This is a genomic window from Morganella morganii H1r (genome assembly GCF_000633515.1).
In the GTDB taxonomy this organism is placed as follows: Bacteria; Pseudomonadota; Gammaproteobacteria; order Enterobacterales; family Enterobacteriaceae; genus Morganella; species Morganella morganii_B.
In genome coordinates this window covers 21,933-38,755 of the sequence record NZ_AYMP01000030.1, presented here as the reverse complement: position 1 = coordinate 38,755, position 16,823 = coordinate 21,933, and the positions used below count along the sequence as shown (strand labels likewise).

Genomic DNA, 16,823 nt, shown 5'->3' with positions numbered 1-16,823 from the left:
TCCTCAGCGCTGCGGCGGGTCTTTTTTTACGTCTGAATTATGCTTCCCGGCGGTAAACCCGGATCAGAAAATCCGTTTCACAGGAAAATGCCGTTTCTGCCGCCAGCTGATGTTTAACTGCCTCTGTCGCTTTCCACGCAAACGGTGTCATTGACAACAGCGCCAGTGCATCCGCGCCGTTCAGCACCATCGGGTAAGCCACCTGCTGCTCCTGCGCCGGACCGAATCCGGGGAAATGCTCTTCCTTCAGCGGATGCAGATGCACTTCATCATAAATAAGGGATTTCAGCTGATACAAATGACGCGGGCCCGGAGTTACGGTTATCACAATGCCGCCCGGCTTCACCACACGAGTTAACTCATCCGGATTACATGGTGCATAGATCCGCAGCACACCGTCCAGACTGTTATCCTCAAACGGCAGCCTCTGGCTGGATGCCACACTGAAGCTGACCTGCGGATAGCGTTTTGCGCCGTAACGGACAGCAACCTTCGCCACATCCAGCCCGTACACCGTCACCTGCCGTGCTGCAAGGCTTTCCGCCAGTGCGCCGGTGTAGTAACCCTCACCGCAACCGATATCCAGCACCTGTTCTGCCTGTGCCGGTAAATGCTGTTCAAATGCCGCGATTACCTGCTCCCGCATCGGGCGGTAATGGTGATTATCCAGAAATGCCCGGCGCGCCTGCATCATCTCTTTACTGTCACCCGGTTCTTTCGAGCGTTTGAACTGGACAGGCAGGAGGTTGATATACCCCTCTTTCGCGAGATCAAACTGATGGTGGTTTTCGCAGCTGTAACTGCCGGAACGGTGTGTCAGCGGGCGCTGGCAAAGCGGACATTGGTAAGACATAATCATTCACTGTGAAATAATGTAAGGGTGCAACCGGCAACGGCCTGTGCCGGTGACGGAAAATCTGAGGCGAAACCATACCATGAAAACCTACTGGTGGCAGGATAAAATTGATGATTATCAGCAATGGCACAGCCTGCTTGTCAGGGTTAATCCTGAAACGGTAACCGACGATGCCCCTGTGCTGCTCAGCGGCCATAACAGCCGGATGCAGTTGCAGCTGCGTGGTTATCCGCTGTTCTGGGCAACCGTACTGCGTGATCACTGTGGTGTCTGGCTGATTTATAATCAGGACCATCCGGCTCAGCAGAATCTGTTATCGCCGCTTCGCTCACAACAGACTGAGAAAATTGCTGCTCTGCCGGCAGAGCAGCAAACCCCGCAGTGGTGCCGTTACTTCGCCCGGGATTTGCAGGAACGGTCTTCCCCGCTGCTCACCGCCGGAGAGTGGTTGCTGCGCCCGATGAATATTACACCGCCGTCCGCCCCTTATATTGTCAGCGCACCGCATCCCCGCGAAAAATGGTGCTTCCGTTCGCCGTTCACCAAAGATATCAGTAATGCGGACTGGCAGTTATACCCCGGTGATTTACCTGATCTGCAATCCCCCGAACGGGTTATGTTTGTGGACTGGTGGTTCGGCGGTTACCGGCTGCTGCCGCGCTATACCGTTGAACCGCAGAGCAGCCGCCTGAAATACTGGCGCAAAGTGGCCCGCGAAGGAAAACTGCCGCCGGTGCTGGTCTGGTATATCAGCGGTCTGGCATCCTACATTATACTGGATGGTCATCTGCGGTTGCAGGCAGCGTATGATGAAAATATTCCGCCATCCTTTATTGTGCTCAGCCAGTACCATGAATGCAGCTATGAGCCGGATCCTGCCGCGATTGAAAAAGTACAACGGGCAATAGCACATCAGATGGATAAAACCCCGCGTCCGGACGTCCGCAAGGTCAACCAGACATTAATCAGCCTGTATCAGAACCGCTACGGACGCCATTCCACCCGCAGCCGGGCAATACTGGGTGACGGTCATTTCTGGGAAGAGACTGTTTCCCGTTACCTGCACCTGCATCAGGACACCGGATATCTCACTGCTATTTTGCAGCGGACGGAAGAAACGGAGTGACCCGCTAATCGGATAAATCTGCTGTGAATATTTTTTGTTCACCTCAGAATACATCATTATCCGTCGTGTAAACCTGTCAGAAAATAGTATAAGGAATATCTATGTTCAGACTCTCCCGCACCTTTATTGCACCACTCCTGCTGTTATTTTCCGCCTCACTGTTTGCGGCAGCCGAAACCAAACCTGCAGCACCGGCAGATTTGGATCTGGTCTTTGTTCTGGATAAAAGCGGCTCCATGTCCGGCTTTGAACAGGACACTATCGGCGGTTATAACGCCGTTCTTGCCGAAAACCGCAAAAAAGAAGGCAATATTTACGTCACGACCATTTTATTCAACCACGAAAACAGCACACTGCATAACCGCGAGCCTATCAGTAAAGTTAATAACCTGACATTGGATGATTATACTGCCGGTGGTAATACCGCATTACTGGACGCTGTCGGTATCACTATTGAAAAAATCCGTGAAAACCGCAAAATCACCAAAAATAATAATGTATTGTTTGTGATTATTACTGACGGCGAAGAGAACAGCAGCCGTAAATACAGTCGTGACAAAATTAAATCAATGATTAATTCTGCGGAAAAAGAAGATAAATGGGACTTTATTTTCCTCGGCGCCAATATTGATGCCATCGCAGAAGCCGGTAATATCGGGATTAAAAGTGATAACGCCACCGGTTATGTGCAGGATAAAGCCGGTTACGGTAAAGCGTATGATGCCGTCAACAAAGCTGTTGAAGTAAAACAGCAATCAAAACCGATTACTTCCGAATGGAAAGCGGAAGTCGAAAAAGATAACAACGAACGCAGTAGAAAATAACAAAATATTTCTTATTTATTCACTAAAACAGTACGGTCAGCCGTGCTGTTTTATTTTCTCATTCCGTCCCGTTTATTCCTCTCAATTCTGCTTACCATGAACATTACATGGCTGACGTTCAGCCGGATAACGTCGGCAAATTTAACCTCAGTGCAGCCGCAGACGGATATAACGCCGAAAATGCGCCTGCTGCCGGCAGTAGTTACCATTTCAATGAAAATGGGCGGTTAAAGCCAGCCCGGTGGCGTCAACGTCAAATGACGGTGATGTCATATACGGCGCCGGTATGAACCCGTCGTGGTCATGCTTACCGGCAGACGGATTTATTTTTCCGGAAAAATTGACCGCAATCCGGTAATTAATTCCGGACAACGATACTCCCGGAGAAATATAAAATTTAAAATACCTCCACCCTATAATAAAAACAGCATTAAATACTCACAGACAGCCCGGAAAAAAGATGCTGCCGGTGCCATTCACAGCACAGAAAAGAGAATAACAGGGAATAAAAATGCAATTACAACCAATGAGAGTAATATCCTGAATATCCCCTTAACTGTCTGCTCAAGAAATACCAGTCCGTGTTTGTTACCCATCCCGCTCAGAATCCATCACGTTGCTCATTTTATTTTAGTTATGTGAAACCCATCACGTCATAATGATATTACTTAGCTATTTAGTCAATAAATATACTGTTACCGGACTCTTTTTTTGATGACTATTAGTGTCTTTCACCTTGCCCGCAGGATAATACCCTTCATTTTAGTCTGATTCATTAACAGTATCCGGCAATATATAATTATTACCGGATTTTTGTTATCAGTACCTCCCGTTTTATTCCTGTTTTCCGGCAGTCACTGAATATGAGAGATAATGCACAACCGTCTTACTCCGGATAATGGCATTTAACTGACTGTCAATCCGGCGATCATCCACAGTTGCCCGTTTATGCTGATGGTGATGCTCTGCCGGGGATGACGCCGTAAATGTCTCCATAAATTCATCCTGCGTACCGGGAACCGAAAACAGCCCTCCGGAATAACCGCCATCCCGTAACCGGATCCGTTTTAATTGCTCCATCAGTGCAAAAAACTGCGCCTGATATTGCGCATCCACTTTATACTGAATACACACCATTACCGGTTTTTTGTCTTCCGCTGAATAAAACGGTAATTCCTCCGGCATTACCGGATGTTCAGACGGTGATAAATTGATATTGTCGTGGTCAATTTTCACTTTCAGCACACATAACCAGACAACAATAAACAGCTTGCGCTTATCGAAAATATCGGCAATCGCCCCGGCCGGTAAGGCTAATAAAAAACCGGCAGTGTGTTATCGCCTGAATGGTGGCAATCATGACAGGATCAGGGTTCAGTTTGGTCATCAGCCATCCCGTACCAACATCATTCATCCATGTTCCGATGTCAGAAAATAATGTCGTCATACCTCTTCATGCCGCAGAATTTCCCCGCCCTGCGGATTCGGGATATCTCTGGTATAACCGATTACACGCAGTGCTGCTTTATTCAGCAACGCACTGTCATAAAGGTGCAACACAAAAACCGGCGTATCCGGTGAAACCGCATAATGCCGGCATCCGATAATGACGGTACCCCTTCCCGGCGCAAACAGGCAGGCACCGGATAATGACCAGATGCCAAATTCGACTTTAGAAGTCAAAAAAAATGAACGAAATTTGTTATCTGTTGATTATGTTGTCTGCTGTGCTGAAGAAAGGAAACCATTTTCCGTTAACTTTGATGCAAATTTCATCGGATTGCCGGGAGGAAACAGCCCGAATAAATTGATATTTATTCATCATCAGCTCAATTTTTGCTGCAAGCCTCCACGGATTACCCGACTCACAACGTATATCAGCGACTGCTATAAAATTGAGTTATTCATAAACGCTTTTTGAAGGAGGTACTATGCTGTTTCATGTCGGTTCACGTTATTTTCATGCCAGCATAAGTCATGATCAAATTAACAATATACTCAAATCACCTATTCTCCCTGAGATGAGTATATGGGAAAAAATTAAAGATTTTTTCTGCTTTACTCATCAGACTGATGCTCTGAAATGTATTCATCAACTCTGCCATCCCCCTGCAGGAACAACGATAGACAATGTAAAGACGCTGTTTGAACGTCTGCAGAAATTAGCCCATCCGGGAGATGCGGGTAATATTCAGATTTTCCGTGATAGGTTGAACCATTTCAGTATCACAGACAAAGCCGGTAAGGAAATATTGTCGGTAGTGTTTGCCGATGATTATACCGTCACAACGGGGGGGAGAACGACTTACTCCGATGACGGAAGTGCGCTCAGTTACCCTTTAACTGAAAATAATTGTGTAAGTAATGTTCAAATTAACAATACACTCATATCGGATATTCCCCCCGGGTTTATGGGATAAAATTAAAGATTTTTTTTGCCTTACTCATCAGGCTGAAGCTCTGATATGTATTAATCAACTCTGCCATCCCCCCGCAGGAACAACGATAGACAATGTAAAGATGCTGTTTGAACGTCTGAAGGAATTAGCCCAGCCGGGGAATACGGGTAATATTCAGATTACCTGGGGTGAGTTGAACCGTTTCAGTCTCAGAGACAAAGGAGGTGAGGAAATGTTGTCGGTAGTGTTTACAGATGATCATCCCTTCACAACAGGGGGGCGGATAACTTACTACGATGAGAAGGGCTGTGCGTACAGTTCCCCTTTAACTTAAAGGAATTGTAAGTATCACATCAAAAATTCTCTTGGAAAAACCAAACTTCCCGTTGCTGACAGCTGCCAGAAAGTGCCAGACATAAAAACAAAAAAGCCCATTTTTACATGGGCTTAAGTCATTATTTTGCTAGTCAGTGCCAGCGAGTTCTTATTGCGGGATTATTCCCACTCAATTGTCGCCGGTGGCTTGCCGCTGACGTCGTACACGACGCGGGAAATGCCGTCGACTTCATTGATGATGCGGTTGGAGACACGGCCTAACAGATCGTATGGCAGATGTGCCCAGTGAGCGGTCATAAAGTCGATGGTTTCGACGGCACGCAGTGAGACAACCCAGTCGTATTTACGGCCATCGCCCATGACACCGACAGAGCGTACCGGCAGGAAAACAGTGAATGCCTGGCTGACTTTGTGGTACAGATCCGCTTTGTGCAGTTCTTCGATAAAGATAGCATCGGCGCGGCGCAGAATGTCGCAGTACTCTTTTTTCACTTCGCCCAGTACGCGGACACCCAGACCCGGGCCCGGGAACGGATGGCGGTACAGCATATCGTACGGCAGACCCAGTTGCAGACCGATACGGCGGACTTCATCTTTAAACAGTTCGCGCAGCGGCTCAACCAGTCCCAGCTCCATATCTTCCGGCAGGCCGCCGACGTTATGGTGGGATTTGATCACGTGCGCTTTACCGGTTTCAGAGGCGGCAGATTCGATCACATCCGGATAGATAGTGCCCTGTGCCAGCCATTTGACCTGCTTCTGTTTTGACGCTTCTTCATCAAAAATTTCAATGAATGTATGGCCGATAGCTTTACGTTTGGCTTCCGGGTCCGCAATGCCTTTCAGGGCATTCAGGAAACGGTCTTCCGCTTTGGCGTGGATGATATTGAGGTCAAATTTGCCTGCAAACATCTCCATAACCTGTTCTGCTTCGTTCAGGCGCAGTAAGCCGTTATCCACGAACACACAGGTCAGACGCTTGCCGATAGCACGGTTTAACAGCATGGCAGTCACAGAGGAGTCCACACCGCCGGAGAGCGCCAGGATGACATGGTCATCACCAATCTGCTCACGCAGACGGATAACGGTGTCTTCGATAATGGCTTCCGGGGTCCACAGGGCTTCACACTGACAAATATCCAGCACGAAACGTTTGAGGATTTCCTGACCCTGGTGAGTATGGGTCACTTCCGGGTGGAACTGTACGCCGTAGAAACGTTTTTCGTCGTTTGCCATGATCGCAAACGGACAGGTTTCGGTGCTGGCGACAGTCACGAAATCAGACGGGATAGCAGTGACCTTGTCACCGTGGCTCATCCACACATCCAGCAGCGGTTTGCCGTTGTCATCCAGCATATCCTGAATACCACGGAACAGTTCGCAGGTTTCGCGGATTTCGACCTGCGCATAGCCGAACTCGCGCTCGTCAGAGGTTTCCACTGCGCCGCCGAGCTGCATAGACATGGTCTGCATGCCGTAGCAGATACCGAGAACCGGTACACCGGCGCTGAAGACATATTCAGGTGCGCGCGGGCTGTTGTGTTCAGTGGTGCTTTCCGGGCCTCCGGAGAGAATAATGCCGTTCGGATTGAAATTACGGATCTGTTCTTCAGTGACATCCCATGCCCACAGTTCACAATAAACACCGATTTCACGGATACGGCGCGCGATCAGCTGAGTGTACTGCGATCCGAAGTCGAGGATAAGAATGCGGTGCTGATGAATATTCGTTGTCATTAAAGTATGTTCCAAAAGCAAACAATTATAGGCTGGCGGTCCGCAGACCGCCGCATGAATCAGAGACCTGAACGGTAGTTTGGTGCTTCTTTGGTGATAGTCACGTCATGAACGTGACTTTCCTGGATCCCGGCACCACTGATACGGACAAACTCTGCTTTAGTATTCAGTTCGTGAATAGTTGCACAACCGGTCAGTCCCATGCAAGAGCGCAGGCCGCCCATTTGCTGGTGAACGATGGTTTTCAGCACGCCTTTGTAAGCCACACGGCCTTCGATACCTTCCGGCACCAGTTTGTCAGCGGCGTTATCGGTCTGGAAGTAACGGTCAGAAGAGCCTTTGGACATCGCACCGAGTGAGCCCATACCACGGTATGATTTGTAAGCACGGCCCTGATAGAGTTCCACTTCGCCCGGAGATTCCTCGGTACCGGCAAACATCGAACCGACCATCACGCATGCCGCACCGGCTGCCAGCGCTTTCGCGATATCACCGGAGAAACGGATACCACCGTCAGCGATAACCGGAATACCGGTGCCTTCCAGTGCCTCAACAGCATCAGAAATAGCGGTTAACTGCGGTACACCCACGCCGGTCACGATACGGGTGGTACAGATAGAACCGGGGCCGATACCCACTTTCACTGCGCTGACACCGGCTGCCGCCAGAGCTTTCGCACCTTCGGCTGTGGCGACGTTACCGCCGATGATTTCGAGATCAGGGTATTTTTCACGGGTTTCACGGATGCGCTGTAACACACCTTCGGAGTGGCCGTGAGAGGAGTCGATTAACAGAACGTCCACACCGGCAGCCACCAGCGCATCAACGCGCTCTTCGTTACCGGCACCGGCACCGACAGCCGCACCGACACGCAGACGGCCGTGCTCATCTTTACAGGCGTTTGGTTTACGCTCTGCTTTCTGGAAGTCTTTGACGGTGATCATACCGAGCAGATGGAATGCATCATCCACCACCAGCGCTTTTTCCACGCGGCGTTCATGCATTTTCTTCAGAACCACTTCACGGGCTTCGCCTTCGCGGACAGTTACCAGACGCTCTTTCGGCGTCATAACAGCAGTAACAGGCTGATCCAGGTCAGTCACGAAACGCACATCACGGCCGGTGATGATACCGACTAATTCATTATCGGTAGTGACTACCGGATAACCAGCGAAACCGTTCTGTTCAGTCAGGGTCTGAACTTCGCGCAGTGTGGTACACGGAGTCACCGTCTGCGGATCAGACACCACGCCGCTTTCGTGTTTTTTCACACGGCGGACTTCATCGGCCTGGCGCTCGACAGACATATTTTTGTGAATAAACCCGATGCCGCCTTCCTGGGCAAGGGCAATCGCCAGACGGGCTTCTGTAACGGTATCCATCGCCGCCGAGATCATCGGGACGTTCAGACGGATTTTCGCGGTGAGTTGTGTCGATAAATCGGCAGTGTTGGGCAGAACAGTGGAGTGAGCAGGAACTAAGAGAACATCATCAAAGGTTAAAGCTTCTTTTTTAATACGTAACATGTGCAATATCTCACCAGGCAGCAGGATTGAAAGAAGATAAAATATTGCCGCGGCATTATACAGGTGGTAATCGGTTGCGCCTAGCCTTTTTTTCAAAAATTCGTTGCTAATCTGTCAGAAGGCGGTAGTATCGGACAATTAAGTCCTTGTTTTATTATTTGATCTGGCTCACATGTTGCTACCTGAAAATACCGCAATTTTTACTGTTACCCGGTTAAATACAACTGTCCGGCAATTACTCGAGCTGGAGATGGGCCGGATTTGGATCAGCGCGGAGATCTCCAACTTTTCGCGTCCGTCTTCCGGTCACTGGTATTTTACCCTGAAAGATGAAAAATCCCAGGTGCGGGCAGCCATGTTCCGCAGCAATAACAGCCGTGTGACATTTGCGCCGCAGAACGGGCAGCAGGTGCTGGTGCGCGCCGCGATCACGCTGTATGAGCCGCGCGGGGATTATCAGCTGATAGTTGAGTCCATGCAGCCTGCCGGTGAAGGTCTGCTTCAGCAGCAGTTTGAGCTGCTGAAAGAGAAACTGAAAGCCGAAGGACTGTTTGATACCCATCTGAAAAAACCGCTGCCGGTGCCGGCCACCTGTGTCGGTGTGGTGACATCCGCCACCGGGGCCGCCCTTCACGATATTCTGAATATTCTGCGCCGCCGTGACCCGTCACTGCCGGTGATTATCTACCCCGCTCAGGTTCAGGGTGCTGATGCACCGGCACAGATTGTCCGTGCGATTGAAACCGCCAACCGCCGTAATGAATGTGATGTGCTGATTGTCGGGCGCGGCGGCGGTTCACTGGAAGATCTGTGGAGTTTCAATGATGAACGGGTGGCGCGGGCTATTTTTGCCAGCCGTCTGCCGGTGATCAGTGCCGTCGGTCATGAAACGGACATCACTATCGCCGATTTTGTCGCGGATTTACGGGCACCAACGCCGTCTGCGGCGGCAGAACTGGTCAGCCGTGACCTGACAGAGCGCCTGCGGCAGATCCAATCCGTACAACAGCGGCTGGAAATGGCGATGGATTATTTTATTGCCCGAAAACAGCGATTGTTCAGCCAGTTACATCACCGCTTGCAGCAACAGCATCCGCAACTGCGTCTGGCGCGGCAGCAACAGCTGATTCAGCGCCTGGAACAACGGCTGGTTCAGGCCGGACAGCTTATGCTGACTCAAAAATCCCGTCAGCTTTCACACGCTGAACAGCGTCTGATGCGCCGGGATCCGCGTCCGCAACTGCAGCAGCAGCAGCGCCATATTCAGCAGCTGCAGTACCGTCTCTCCTCTGCCATGCGTGAACAGCTCAGCCAGCAGCGCGAGCGGTTTGGCCGTCTCTGCTCTACACTCGAGGGTGTCAGCCCGCTGGCAACACTCAGCCGGGGCTTCAGTATCAGCCAGACAGACAGCGGTGAAGTGCTGAACAAAACCCGTCAGGTGAAAGTCGGGCAGAAAATCACCACGCTGTTACAGGATGGCAGTGTGGAGAGTGAAATTATCGCTGTGCACAAAAAAGCGGCTGCCCGTAAACGAAAAGCCGCTGAGTAATATATGATTTTACGGGTGACACTGTCACATATCAAGTGACAGTGTCACGGAACCTGTTGTTCATCCACCATCAGCAGGAACACATACCCGAGTGCCACATCCCACAAATAGTTGAACCGCCCTGACTTACCGCCGTGCCCCGCCTCCATATCGGTATAGAGCAGCAGCAGATTATCATCCGTCTTCAGTTTCCGCAGTTTTGCCACCCATTTTGCCGGTTCCCAGTACTGAACCTGAGAATCATGCAGGCCGCTGGTCACCAGCATATTGGGATAGGCTTTCGCCTCAATGTTGTCATACGGGCTGTAGGCGCGGATATCCCGGTAAGCGGATTCATTTTCCGGGTTACCCCACTCGTCATACTCACCGGTAGTCAGCGGAATGGACGGATCCGACATGGTAGTCAGTGCATCCACAAACGGCACCTGTGTCACGATACCGCGATACAGTTCCGGCGCCTGATTAATCACCGCTCCCATCAGCAGCCCGCCTGCACTGCCGCCGGTGGCGCAGATCCGGTTTTCCGCGCCGTAACGCCGGGCAATCAGTTCGCGTGTCACATCAACAAAATCATTAAAGCTGTTGATTTTATGCTGCATCTTTCCGGCATTGTACCAGCGTTTACCCAGCTCACCGCCGCCGCGGATATGCGCTTGAGCATAAACAAAACCGCGATCAAGCAGGCTCAGCCGGTTGGCGTCAAAATCCGGATCCATACTGGCACCGTACGCGCCATAGCCTTCAATCAGCAGCGGATTGAATCCCGGCTGATAGTGATCTTTATGCCAGACCAGCGAAACCGGCACCTGCACGCCGTCACGGGCGGTGATCCAAATCCGTTCACTGTGATAATTATCCCGCTGAAAACCGTTTACCTGTGCCTGTTTCAGCAGCGTCCGTTCGCCGCTGACCATATCCAGCTCATACACCGATGCCGGTGTGGTCATCGAGGTATAGCCGTAGCGCAGCAGCTGACTGTCCGGTTCCGGATTCAGTCCGAGCCACGCACAGTAAGCACCGTCATCAAATGCAACTTGTGTTTCTTTCCCGCTCTGCCGGTGAATAATGCGGATCTGCGGCAGCGCGGCATGTCGTTCCTGTAATACCAGCCAGTTACGGAACAGCGTGAAATCTTCCAGATCGGTATCCGGCTGCGGCGCAATCAGGGTTTGCCACTGACTTTCCGGTGCCTCTGTCTGATAGAGACCAAACAGTTCGTTTTCATGATCAGAGCGGATATAAAACTGACCATCCAGATGATCAACGTGATACTCACGCCCGTCCTGACGCGGCGAGAAGCAGACCGGCGGCTGTAGCGGTGCATTGGCATTGATCAGCTGAACTTCAGAGGTTACCGGACTGTGACAGCCGATAAAAATCCATTCACGGGAGGATGACAGGGATAACCCGGTGTAAAAACGATCATCGTCCTCGCGGTATACCAGTACGTCCTGTGCGGTACCGGTGCCGAAATGGTGGCGATATACCTCAAACGGCAGCAATGTCTGCGGATCCTGACGGACATAAAACAGAACCGAACCATCGGCTGACCAGACCAAGTCATCGGCCACGTCTGTCAGCACCGATTCCTGCCAGTGGTCATCGGTCAGATCACGGTAAGCCACCTGATATTCACGGCGGCCGACTTTATCCTCGGCAATCGCAATACGGCGGTTATCCGCGCTGACCGCCAGAGATACCAGTTCATAATAGGCCAGCCCCTGTGCCCGTTCATTGCCGTCCGCCAGCACTTCCCACTGGTCGCTGTTTATTTTGCGCCGCTCATACAGCGGATACTCTTTACCCGCCTCAAACCGGGTGCGGTAAATATAACCGTTGTAATGGTATGGCGCGGATTCATCCGCCTGCGGCATGCGGGCGACCATCTCCTCATACAGTGCTTCGCGCAGCGGCTCTGCGGCCTGTAATTTCTGCTGTGTATAGCGGTTTTCATCCGTCAGATACTGAATCACCTGCGGATCACTGCGGGTATCATCCCGCAGCCAGTAATAGTTATCCGTCCGGGTTTCACCGTGTGCGGTGAACTGTACCGGGCGTTCCGGGGCTTGCGGGATAGTCATTCCGGCTCCTGATAAGATCTTTTTTTGTTGTGATGTCATAAAAATTTACTAAATTCTGCTCTCTGTTCTGCGATTCCGCACTATGATAATAACGTTTTCATTTGTTTTATTGCTTATTTATCACCGGATTTTCACCGGTTCAGGAGGTTACAATGAAACAGTACCGCGTTGCTGTTGTCGTCGGTTCGCTGCGTGAGCAGAGTTACAACCGTCAGCTGGCACATGCTCTTGTCTCTCTTTTCCCTGCACATATTCAGTGTGAATTTGTCAGTATCGGCTCACTGCCGCTCTATAATCAGGACTGTGATGCACAGCCGCCTGCTGAGGTGCTGGCATTCAAACAACAGATTTCACAGGCTGACGGTGTGATTTTTGTTACACCGGAATATAACCGTTCTATCCCGGGTGTGCTGAAAAACGCACTGGATCAGGGCTCCCGTCCGTGGGGACAAAACAGCTGGGATAACAAACCTGCCGCTGTAATCGGTACCTCTGCCGGCGCGATGGGTACCGCGATGTCACAGCAGCATCTGCGCAATGTGCTGGCATTCCTGAATATGCCGACACTTAATCAGCCGGAAATGTACCTGCAGTGGTATGACGGCATGATCGGCGAAAACGGTAAATTCAGTGAAAAAACCGGTGCGTTTGTGCAGAAATGGGCAGATACCTATGTCCGTTTCCTGGAAGCACACCACGAATAAAACCGGCGGGCAGATTCAGCGGAATGTCAGCTGCTGCCCGGTATTAAAATCGTCCGCATTCAGGGCCTGACGCCCTCTGGCACCGGTACAGTGACAGCCGTATATCCGGGTTTGCGGATCCACCGCTTCCTGTGCACGGCGCAGTGCTGCCGGTGTTGCCCGGCGCAGATGCAGCCCGCCGACCACCGCCTGCACCGGCGTATTATCTGTCAGGGCCCGCGCATGCTGTATCACTGACTCAATACCTGAATGACTGCATCCGGTGATAATCACAATACCCTCCTCCCCGCGCCAGATCAGAAAACTGTCGTCGCGGACATAATCCGCCTCTCCGTTACTGAGCAGAACCCCGTAGCGGCGCACCACTGCCCGCTGCGTGATTTCTCCGGCGAACAGAAAGCGCGGTGAGATAGCATACGGTTTTTCCGTCAGCACAAACTGATAGTCACCACGCAATGTTTCTTCACAAAACGTCGGTGATAACCGCTTGAATTTCAGCGGGTAACTGCCCAGCCACAATGCCGCCCGGCGCGGCTCAAAAATGTGCGGATGCGCAATCACCCGCAGCGGAGACGGCAGATTACGCCGCTCTGTGCGGGTTAAACCGCCGAAGTGGTCATAATGACCGTGCGACAACACCACAGCCCCAATATTTTCCAGTGAAATTCCCAGTGCCTGCGCGTTACGGATATAAGTATCATCCGCTCCGGTATCAAACAGCAGCGAGGTTTCCCCGTCTTCCAGCAGCAGACTGAGACCGGCGTGAGAATCCAGTTTCGGGTCAGTATTCGTATTTTCCAGCAGTGCGGTGATACGTAACATGGATGATAATCCTGAAAGATAAATGTATTCTGCCGTTATATATAACACAGTACTTTCCGCTATAACGTATCAGTATTGTACCGCAGAACGCAGATTATGATTTAATTCAGTTAATGTTAATAAATCAGCATGACCGGGCTGTAAAATTGTTAAATAATAGCCGCCGACACAGACTTTCAGGAGTTCCGCATGGGAATTATTACCGCTTTTGCAAAAAGCATCGATAACAGCCAGCTCTTACGCCTTTTGCATCAGCAAATAGAAAAACAGGACGCACCGGTAGCCTGCCGTGACGATCTGGATGATCAGCTCACCGATATCGCCGCCTATATGCACGATGAACATTATCCCGCCCTCGCGGCACGCCGCAAAAAGGTCAATATCCTGACCGGGTTACTCGCCCTGCCGGTATTACTTTTTTCTCTGCTGCTGTTCTCACAGAAGATTGCTGATACCCTGTCACTGAATATTGATATCAGCTATTTCTCACTGGCCCTGCTGGATTACAGCCTGACTTATATCTGGGCCGTGTTTATTTATGCTGCCGTGTTGTTCGGTACCATTTTTTATTTTTATTTTCTGCAAAGACAGACCGAAAAATATGCCGGACATCTGATTGATGATTTTATAAACCGGATATCACAGTAACCGGGATTAATTAAGGGTAGATTAAGCCCCGTTGCCACACTAATTTGCCTGCGTTGTCACAGTAATCGTCAATGCTATACTGCAATCCGCTTTTACAGAGAGAGAAAAAACGTGCAAATTCTATTAGTCGAAGACGATTTACAATTAGGCAAAGCGCTGTGCCGGGGACTGGAACTGGCCGGTTTCCGGGTGTGCTGGCTGCGTTTACTGGCCGATGCCCGTAAACGGCTGACAGAACAGCATTTTGACCTGATGCTGCTGGATCTGGGATTACCGGACGGCGATGGTTTTGACTCTCTGGTGGAGTGGCGTAACAACGGGGAACAAATCCCTATTATTATTATGACAGCCCGCAATCAGCGCGATCATCTGGTGAATTCCCTCGATTCAGGGGCGGACGATTTTATTTCCAAACCGGTTGAACTGCCGGAATTAATCTCCCGGGTTAAAGCGGTTTCCCGGCGTATTGCCGGTTTTTCCTCGCAATTATGGAAAGTGGATAATATCACCCTGAACCCGATGAACCATCAGGTGACACTGAACGACGAGTTATTACTGCTCTCCGGCAAAGAATATCAGCTGTTATACGAATTAATGCGGAATACCGGCAATGTGGTGCGTAAACATGAGCTGGAACAACGATTATTCGGGCTGGACGATAAAATCGAAAGTAATTCCCTGGAGGTGCATATCCATAATCTGCGCCGCAAAATCGGCAAAGAAAAAGTGATTACCGTCCGCGGGATCGGCTATCTGCTGAAAAAGGACAGCGAATAAGTGAGAATCCGCTCATTCTTTGTTTATACCGTTCTCCTGCAGACCTTCTCGATGCTCCTCCTGTGGGGGGTCTGGATTGCCTGGCTGAAATACGCTTACCTGCCCGGTTTAAGTGAGGATTTTAATGCCCAGCAAATGGTGATTGCCCGTGGTGTGTCTGATACCCTGCGGGAAACCCCCACAGATTCTGCCACCTTCCCGCAAATTGCCCGCGCCCTGGAAAGTATGTATGCCAATGCAATGAAAAGCGGGCTGGAAGAGGAGAATTATGATCCGCTGGTCGCGATTCTGCACAGCACAACCGGTGAAGTGTTGTACAGTAATAAGCCGGATGTTCATATTCCGCTGAAACCGGACGGCATCGAGCGTTTTAGCGAGAACGGTGAAACCTGGTATCTTGCTTATAATACCGATCCCGATATGCAGCGCACGGCAGTTATCGGGGAATCCGGTACTGACCGCCATATGCTGATCGGCGACCCGGCAACCGGCACCGCCGTCCCGCTGCTGTTTATTCTCGGCACGATGCTCTCGTCAACGATTATCACCACCTATCTCAGCCTGCGTCCGCTGCGTGAAACCACCCGCAGTATCGCCACCCGTAACCCCGGCAACCTGACACCTATCAGCATGAAGTATCAGTACAATGAAATGCGTCCGGTGCTGCATGCCATCAACCAGCTGATGCAGCGGGTGGATGCCGCCAATCTGAGGGAAAAACAGTTTATGGCAGATGCCGCCCATGAGCTGCGCACCCCGATTGCTGCCGTGCTGGCTCAGATTCATCTGCTCAAACAGATTGATGATCCGGCAGAGCGCAACGAAATTACCGCAGATATGGAAATCAGTCTGGATCGCGCGGTATCGCTGTCGCGGCAGCTGATTGATCTCGCCCGGCTGGAAACGGAAGATTATCCGCTGAAAATGGAAGAGATCGACCTGACACAGGCGCTGAGCCACGCCATTGCTATGCTGGTGCCCTACGCCCTGCGCAAAAATATTGAGTTTTCTTTCGACGGCCCGGACAGCTGCATTGTTGTCAGTGATAAACAGGCGCTGTTCTCCATTATCAACAATATTCTGAATAATGCGGTGAAATACTGCCCGCCGGACAGTCAGGCGGAAGTTTCGCTGGACACCGGCAATCCGGAGGAAGTGCAGATTATTATCCGCGATAACGGCAACGGTATCAGTGAACAGTACCGTCACCGCCTGTTTTCACGCTTTTTCCGGGTGCCGGGCTGCAGTGAAAACGGCAGCGGTCTCGGTCTTGCCATTGCACAGAACCTGGCGGAAAAAATTGGCGGCTATCTTTCAGTAACGGAAGGACTGCAGCAGCGCGGTATCGGGTTTGTGATCCACATTCCGGTAAAAAACCGTGAATTACCGGCTGCTTCCCATGACAGTTCTGATACATAAGGCTATGCTGAAAAAAGCC

The 16,823-nt window shown here is 50.8% G+C and carries 17 protein-coding genes and 1 pseudogene; 9 read left to right on the top strand and 9 right to left on the bottom strand.

The window, feature by feature from the left end; all coding sequences use genetic code 11:
• Positions 1 to 37 precede the first annotated feature (37 nt).
• A complete protein-coding gene (gene rlmA / locus U868_RS0117535; protein WP_025154435.1) occupies positions 38 to 853 on the bottom strand; it encodes a 23S rRNA (guanine(745)-N(1))-methyltransferase in 816 nt (271 codons plus the stop codon).
• Positions 854 to 935: 82 nt separating this feature from the next.
• Between rlmA and U868_RS0117530 the strand changes: the two genes are divergently transcribed.
• The 3 genes and pseudogenes from U868_RS0117530 to U868_RS26370 all read left to right on the top strand — a co-directional run.
• Positions 936 to 1,982, top strand: a complete 1,047-nt coding sequence (locus U868_RS0117530; RefSeq protein WP_025154434.1) for a hypothetical protein — start codon at positions 936 to 938, stop codon at positions 1,980 to 1,982.
• Between the two features lie 101 nt (positions 1,983 to 2,083).
• A complete protein-coding gene (locus U868_RS0117525; RefSeq protein WP_025154433.1) occupies positions 2,084 to 2,806 on the top strand; it encodes a vWA domain-containing protein in 723 nt (240 codons plus the stop codon).
• A gap of 107 nt (positions 2,807 to 2,913) precedes the next feature.
• Positions 2,914 to 2,985, top strand: a pseudogene (locus tag U868_RS26370) (hypothetical protein); the annotation flags it as partial.
• A 31-nt stretch (positions 2,986 to 3,016) separates the two neighbouring features.
• Here U868_RS26370 and U868_RS25740 read toward each other — a convergent pair.
• The 4 genes from U868_RS25740 to U868_RS0117505 all read right to left on the bottom strand — a co-directional run bounded on the left by U868_RS25740 (position 3,017) and on the right by U868_RS0117505 (position 4,489).
• Positions 3,017 to 3,178 (bottom strand): hypothetical protein, encoded by a 162-nt coding sequence (locus tag U868_RS25740; RefSeq protein ID WP_205275534.1) that lies wholly within the window; start codon positions 3,176 to 3,178, stop codon positions 3,017 to 3,019.
• A 462-nt stretch (positions 3,179 to 3,640) separates the two neighbouring features.
• The gene (locus U868_RS0117510) at positions 3,641 to 4,051 is read right to left on the bottom strand and encodes an MFS transporter (protein WP_025154431.1); all 411 of its coding nucleotides are present in this window, start codon (positions 4,049 to 4,051) and stop codon (positions 3,641 to 3,643) included.
• A gap of 31 nt (positions 4,052 to 4,082) precedes the next feature.
• On the bottom strand, positions 4,083 to 4,253 hold the full coding sequence (locus tag U868_RS25580; RefSeq protein ID WP_162817253.1) for an MFS transporter: 171 nt from the start codon (positions 4,251 to 4,253) through the stop codon (positions 4,083 to 4,085).
• Positions 4,250 to 4,489 (bottom strand): hypothetical protein, encoded by a 240-nt coding sequence (locus U868_RS0117505; protein ID WP_025154430.1) that lies wholly within the window; start codon positions 4,487 to 4,489, stop codon positions 4,250 to 4,252. Before U868_RS0117505 ends, U868_RS25580 begins: the two co-directional genes overlap by 4 nt.
• A 248-nt stretch (positions 4,490 to 4,737) precedes the next feature.
• On the opposite strand from U868_RS0117505, the gene U868_RS23740 reads away from it, so the two are divergent.
• Positions 4,738 to 5,226, top strand: coding sequence for a hypothetical protein (locus U868_RS23740; RefSeq protein WP_025154429.1), 489 nt, complete (start codon positions 4,738 to 4,740; stop codon positions 5,224 to 5,226).
• A gap of 474 nt (positions 5,227 to 5,700) precedes the next feature.
• On the opposite strand, the gene guaA is transcribed toward U868_RS23740, so the two are convergent.
• Complete coding sequence (gene guaA / locus U868_RS0117490; RefSeq protein WP_004237402.1) at positions 5,701 to 7,278, bottom strand: glutamine-hydrolyzing GMP synthase; 1,578 nt, start codon at positions 7,276 to 7,278, stop codon at positions 5,701 to 5,703.
• Positions 7,279 to 7,337: 59 nt separating this feature from the next.
• A complete protein-coding gene (gene guaB / locus U868_RS0117485; RefSeq protein WP_025154427.1) occupies positions 7,338 to 8,804 on the bottom strand; it encodes an IMP dehydrogenase in 1,467 nt (488 codons plus the stop codon).
• Positions 8,805 to 8,976: 172 nt separating this feature from the next.
• Between guaB and xseA the strand changes: the two genes are divergently transcribed.
• Positions 8,977 to 10,353 carry an exodeoxyribonuclease VII large subunit gene (xseA, locus tag U868_RS0117480; protein WP_025154426.1) on the top strand — a complete coding sequence of 459 codons (1,377 nt, stop codon included), beginning with the start codon at positions 8,977 to 8,979 and terminating at the stop codon, positions 10,351 to 10,353.
• 44 nt (positions 10,354 to 10,397) lie between these two features.
• On the opposite strand, the gene U868_RS0117475 is transcribed toward xseA, so the two are convergent.
• On the bottom strand, positions 10,398 to 12,434 hold the full coding sequence (locus tag U868_RS0117475) for a S9 family peptidase (protein WP_025154425.1): 2,037 nt from the start codon (positions 12,432 to 12,434) through the stop codon (positions 10,398 to 10,400).
• A 152-nt stretch (positions 12,435 to 12,586) separates the two neighbouring features.
• Here U868_RS0117475 and U868_RS0117470 point away from each other — a divergent pair, with 152 nt between their 5' ends.
• Positions 12,587 to 13,138, top strand: a complete 552-nt coding sequence (locus tag U868_RS0117470; RefSeq protein WP_025154424.1) for an NADPH-dependent FMN reductase — start codon at positions 12,587 to 12,589, stop codon at positions 13,136 to 13,138.
• 15 nt (positions 13,139 to 13,153) lie between these two features.
• On the opposite strand, the gene U868_RS0117465 is transcribed toward U868_RS0117470, so the two are convergent.
• Positions 13,154 to 13,960 (bottom strand): MBL fold metallo-hydrolase, encoded by an 807-nt coding sequence (locus tag U868_RS0117465; protein WP_025154423.1) that lies wholly within the window; start codon positions 13,958 to 13,960, stop codon positions 13,154 to 13,156.
• A gap of 189 nt (positions 13,961 to 14,149) precedes the next feature.
• Between U868_RS0117465 and U868_RS0117460 the strand changes: the two genes are divergently transcribed.
• From U868_RS0117460 to U868_RS0117450, 3 genes are all read left to right on the top strand, one after another.
• Entirely contained in the window at positions 14,150 to 14,608 is a 459-nt protein-coding gene (locus U868_RS0117460; protein ID WP_025154422.1) for a DUF6097 family protein, read from the top strand.
• Between the two features lie 111 nt (positions 14,609 to 14,719).
• Positions 14,720 to 15,385 carry a response regulator gene (locus U868_RS0117455; protein WP_025154421.1) on the top strand — a complete coding sequence of 222 codons (666 nt, stop codon included), beginning with the start codon at positions 14,720 to 14,722 and terminating at the stop codon, positions 15,383 to 15,385.
• Positions 15,386 to 16,804 (top strand): ATP-binding protein, encoded by a 1,419-nt coding sequence (locus U868_RS0117450; RefSeq protein WP_025154420.1) that lies wholly within the window; start codon positions 15,386 to 15,388, stop codon positions 16,802 to 16,804.
• The last annotated feature ends 19 nt before the right edge of the window (positions 16,805 to 16,823 follow it).

Coding starts and splice junctions, on each gene's coding strand:
- rlmA (WP_025154435.1), bottom strand. CDS start 853: ATGTCTTACCAATGTCCGCTTTGCCAGCGCCCGCTGACACACCGTTCC.
- U868_RS0117530 (WP_025154434.1), top strand. CDS start 936: ATGAAAACCTACTGGTGGCAGGATAAAATTGATGATTATCAGCAATGG.
- U868_RS0117525 (WP_025154433.1), top strand. CDS start 2,084: ATGTTCAGACTCTCCCGCACCTTTATTGCACCACTCCTGCTGTTATTT.
- U868_RS25580 (WP_162817253.1), bottom strand. CDS start 4,253: ATGACGACATTATTTTCTGACATCGGAACATGGATGAATGATGTTGGT.
- U868_RS23740 (WP_025154429.1), top strand. CDS start 4,738: ATGCTGTTTCATGTCGGTTCACGTTATTTTCATGCCAGCATAAGTCAT.
- guaA (WP_004237402.1), bottom strand. CDS start 7,278: ATGACAACGAATATTCATCAGCACCGCATTCTTATCCTCGACTTCGGA.
- guaB (WP_025154427.1), bottom strand. CDS start 8,804: ATGTTACGTATTAAAAAAGAAGCTTTAACCTTTGATGATGTTCTCTTA.
- xseA (WP_025154426.1), top strand. CDS start 8,977: ATGTTGCTACCTGAAAATACCGCAATTTTTACTGTTACCCGGTTAAAT.
- U868_RS0117475 (WP_025154425.1), bottom strand. CDS start 12,434: ATGACTATCCCGCAAGCCCCGGAACGCCCGGTACAGTTCACCGCACAC.
- U868_RS0117470 (WP_025154424.1), top strand. CDS start 12,587: ATGAAACAGTACCGCGTTGCTGTTGTCGTCGGTTCGCTGCGTGAGCAG.
- U868_RS0117465 (WP_025154423.1), bottom strand. CDS start 13,960: ATGTTACGTATCACCGCACTGCTGGAAAATACGAATACTGACCCGAAA.
- U868_RS0117460 (WP_025154422.1), top strand. CDS start 14,150: ATGGGAATTATTACCGCTTTTGCAAAAAGCATCGATAACAGCCAGCTC.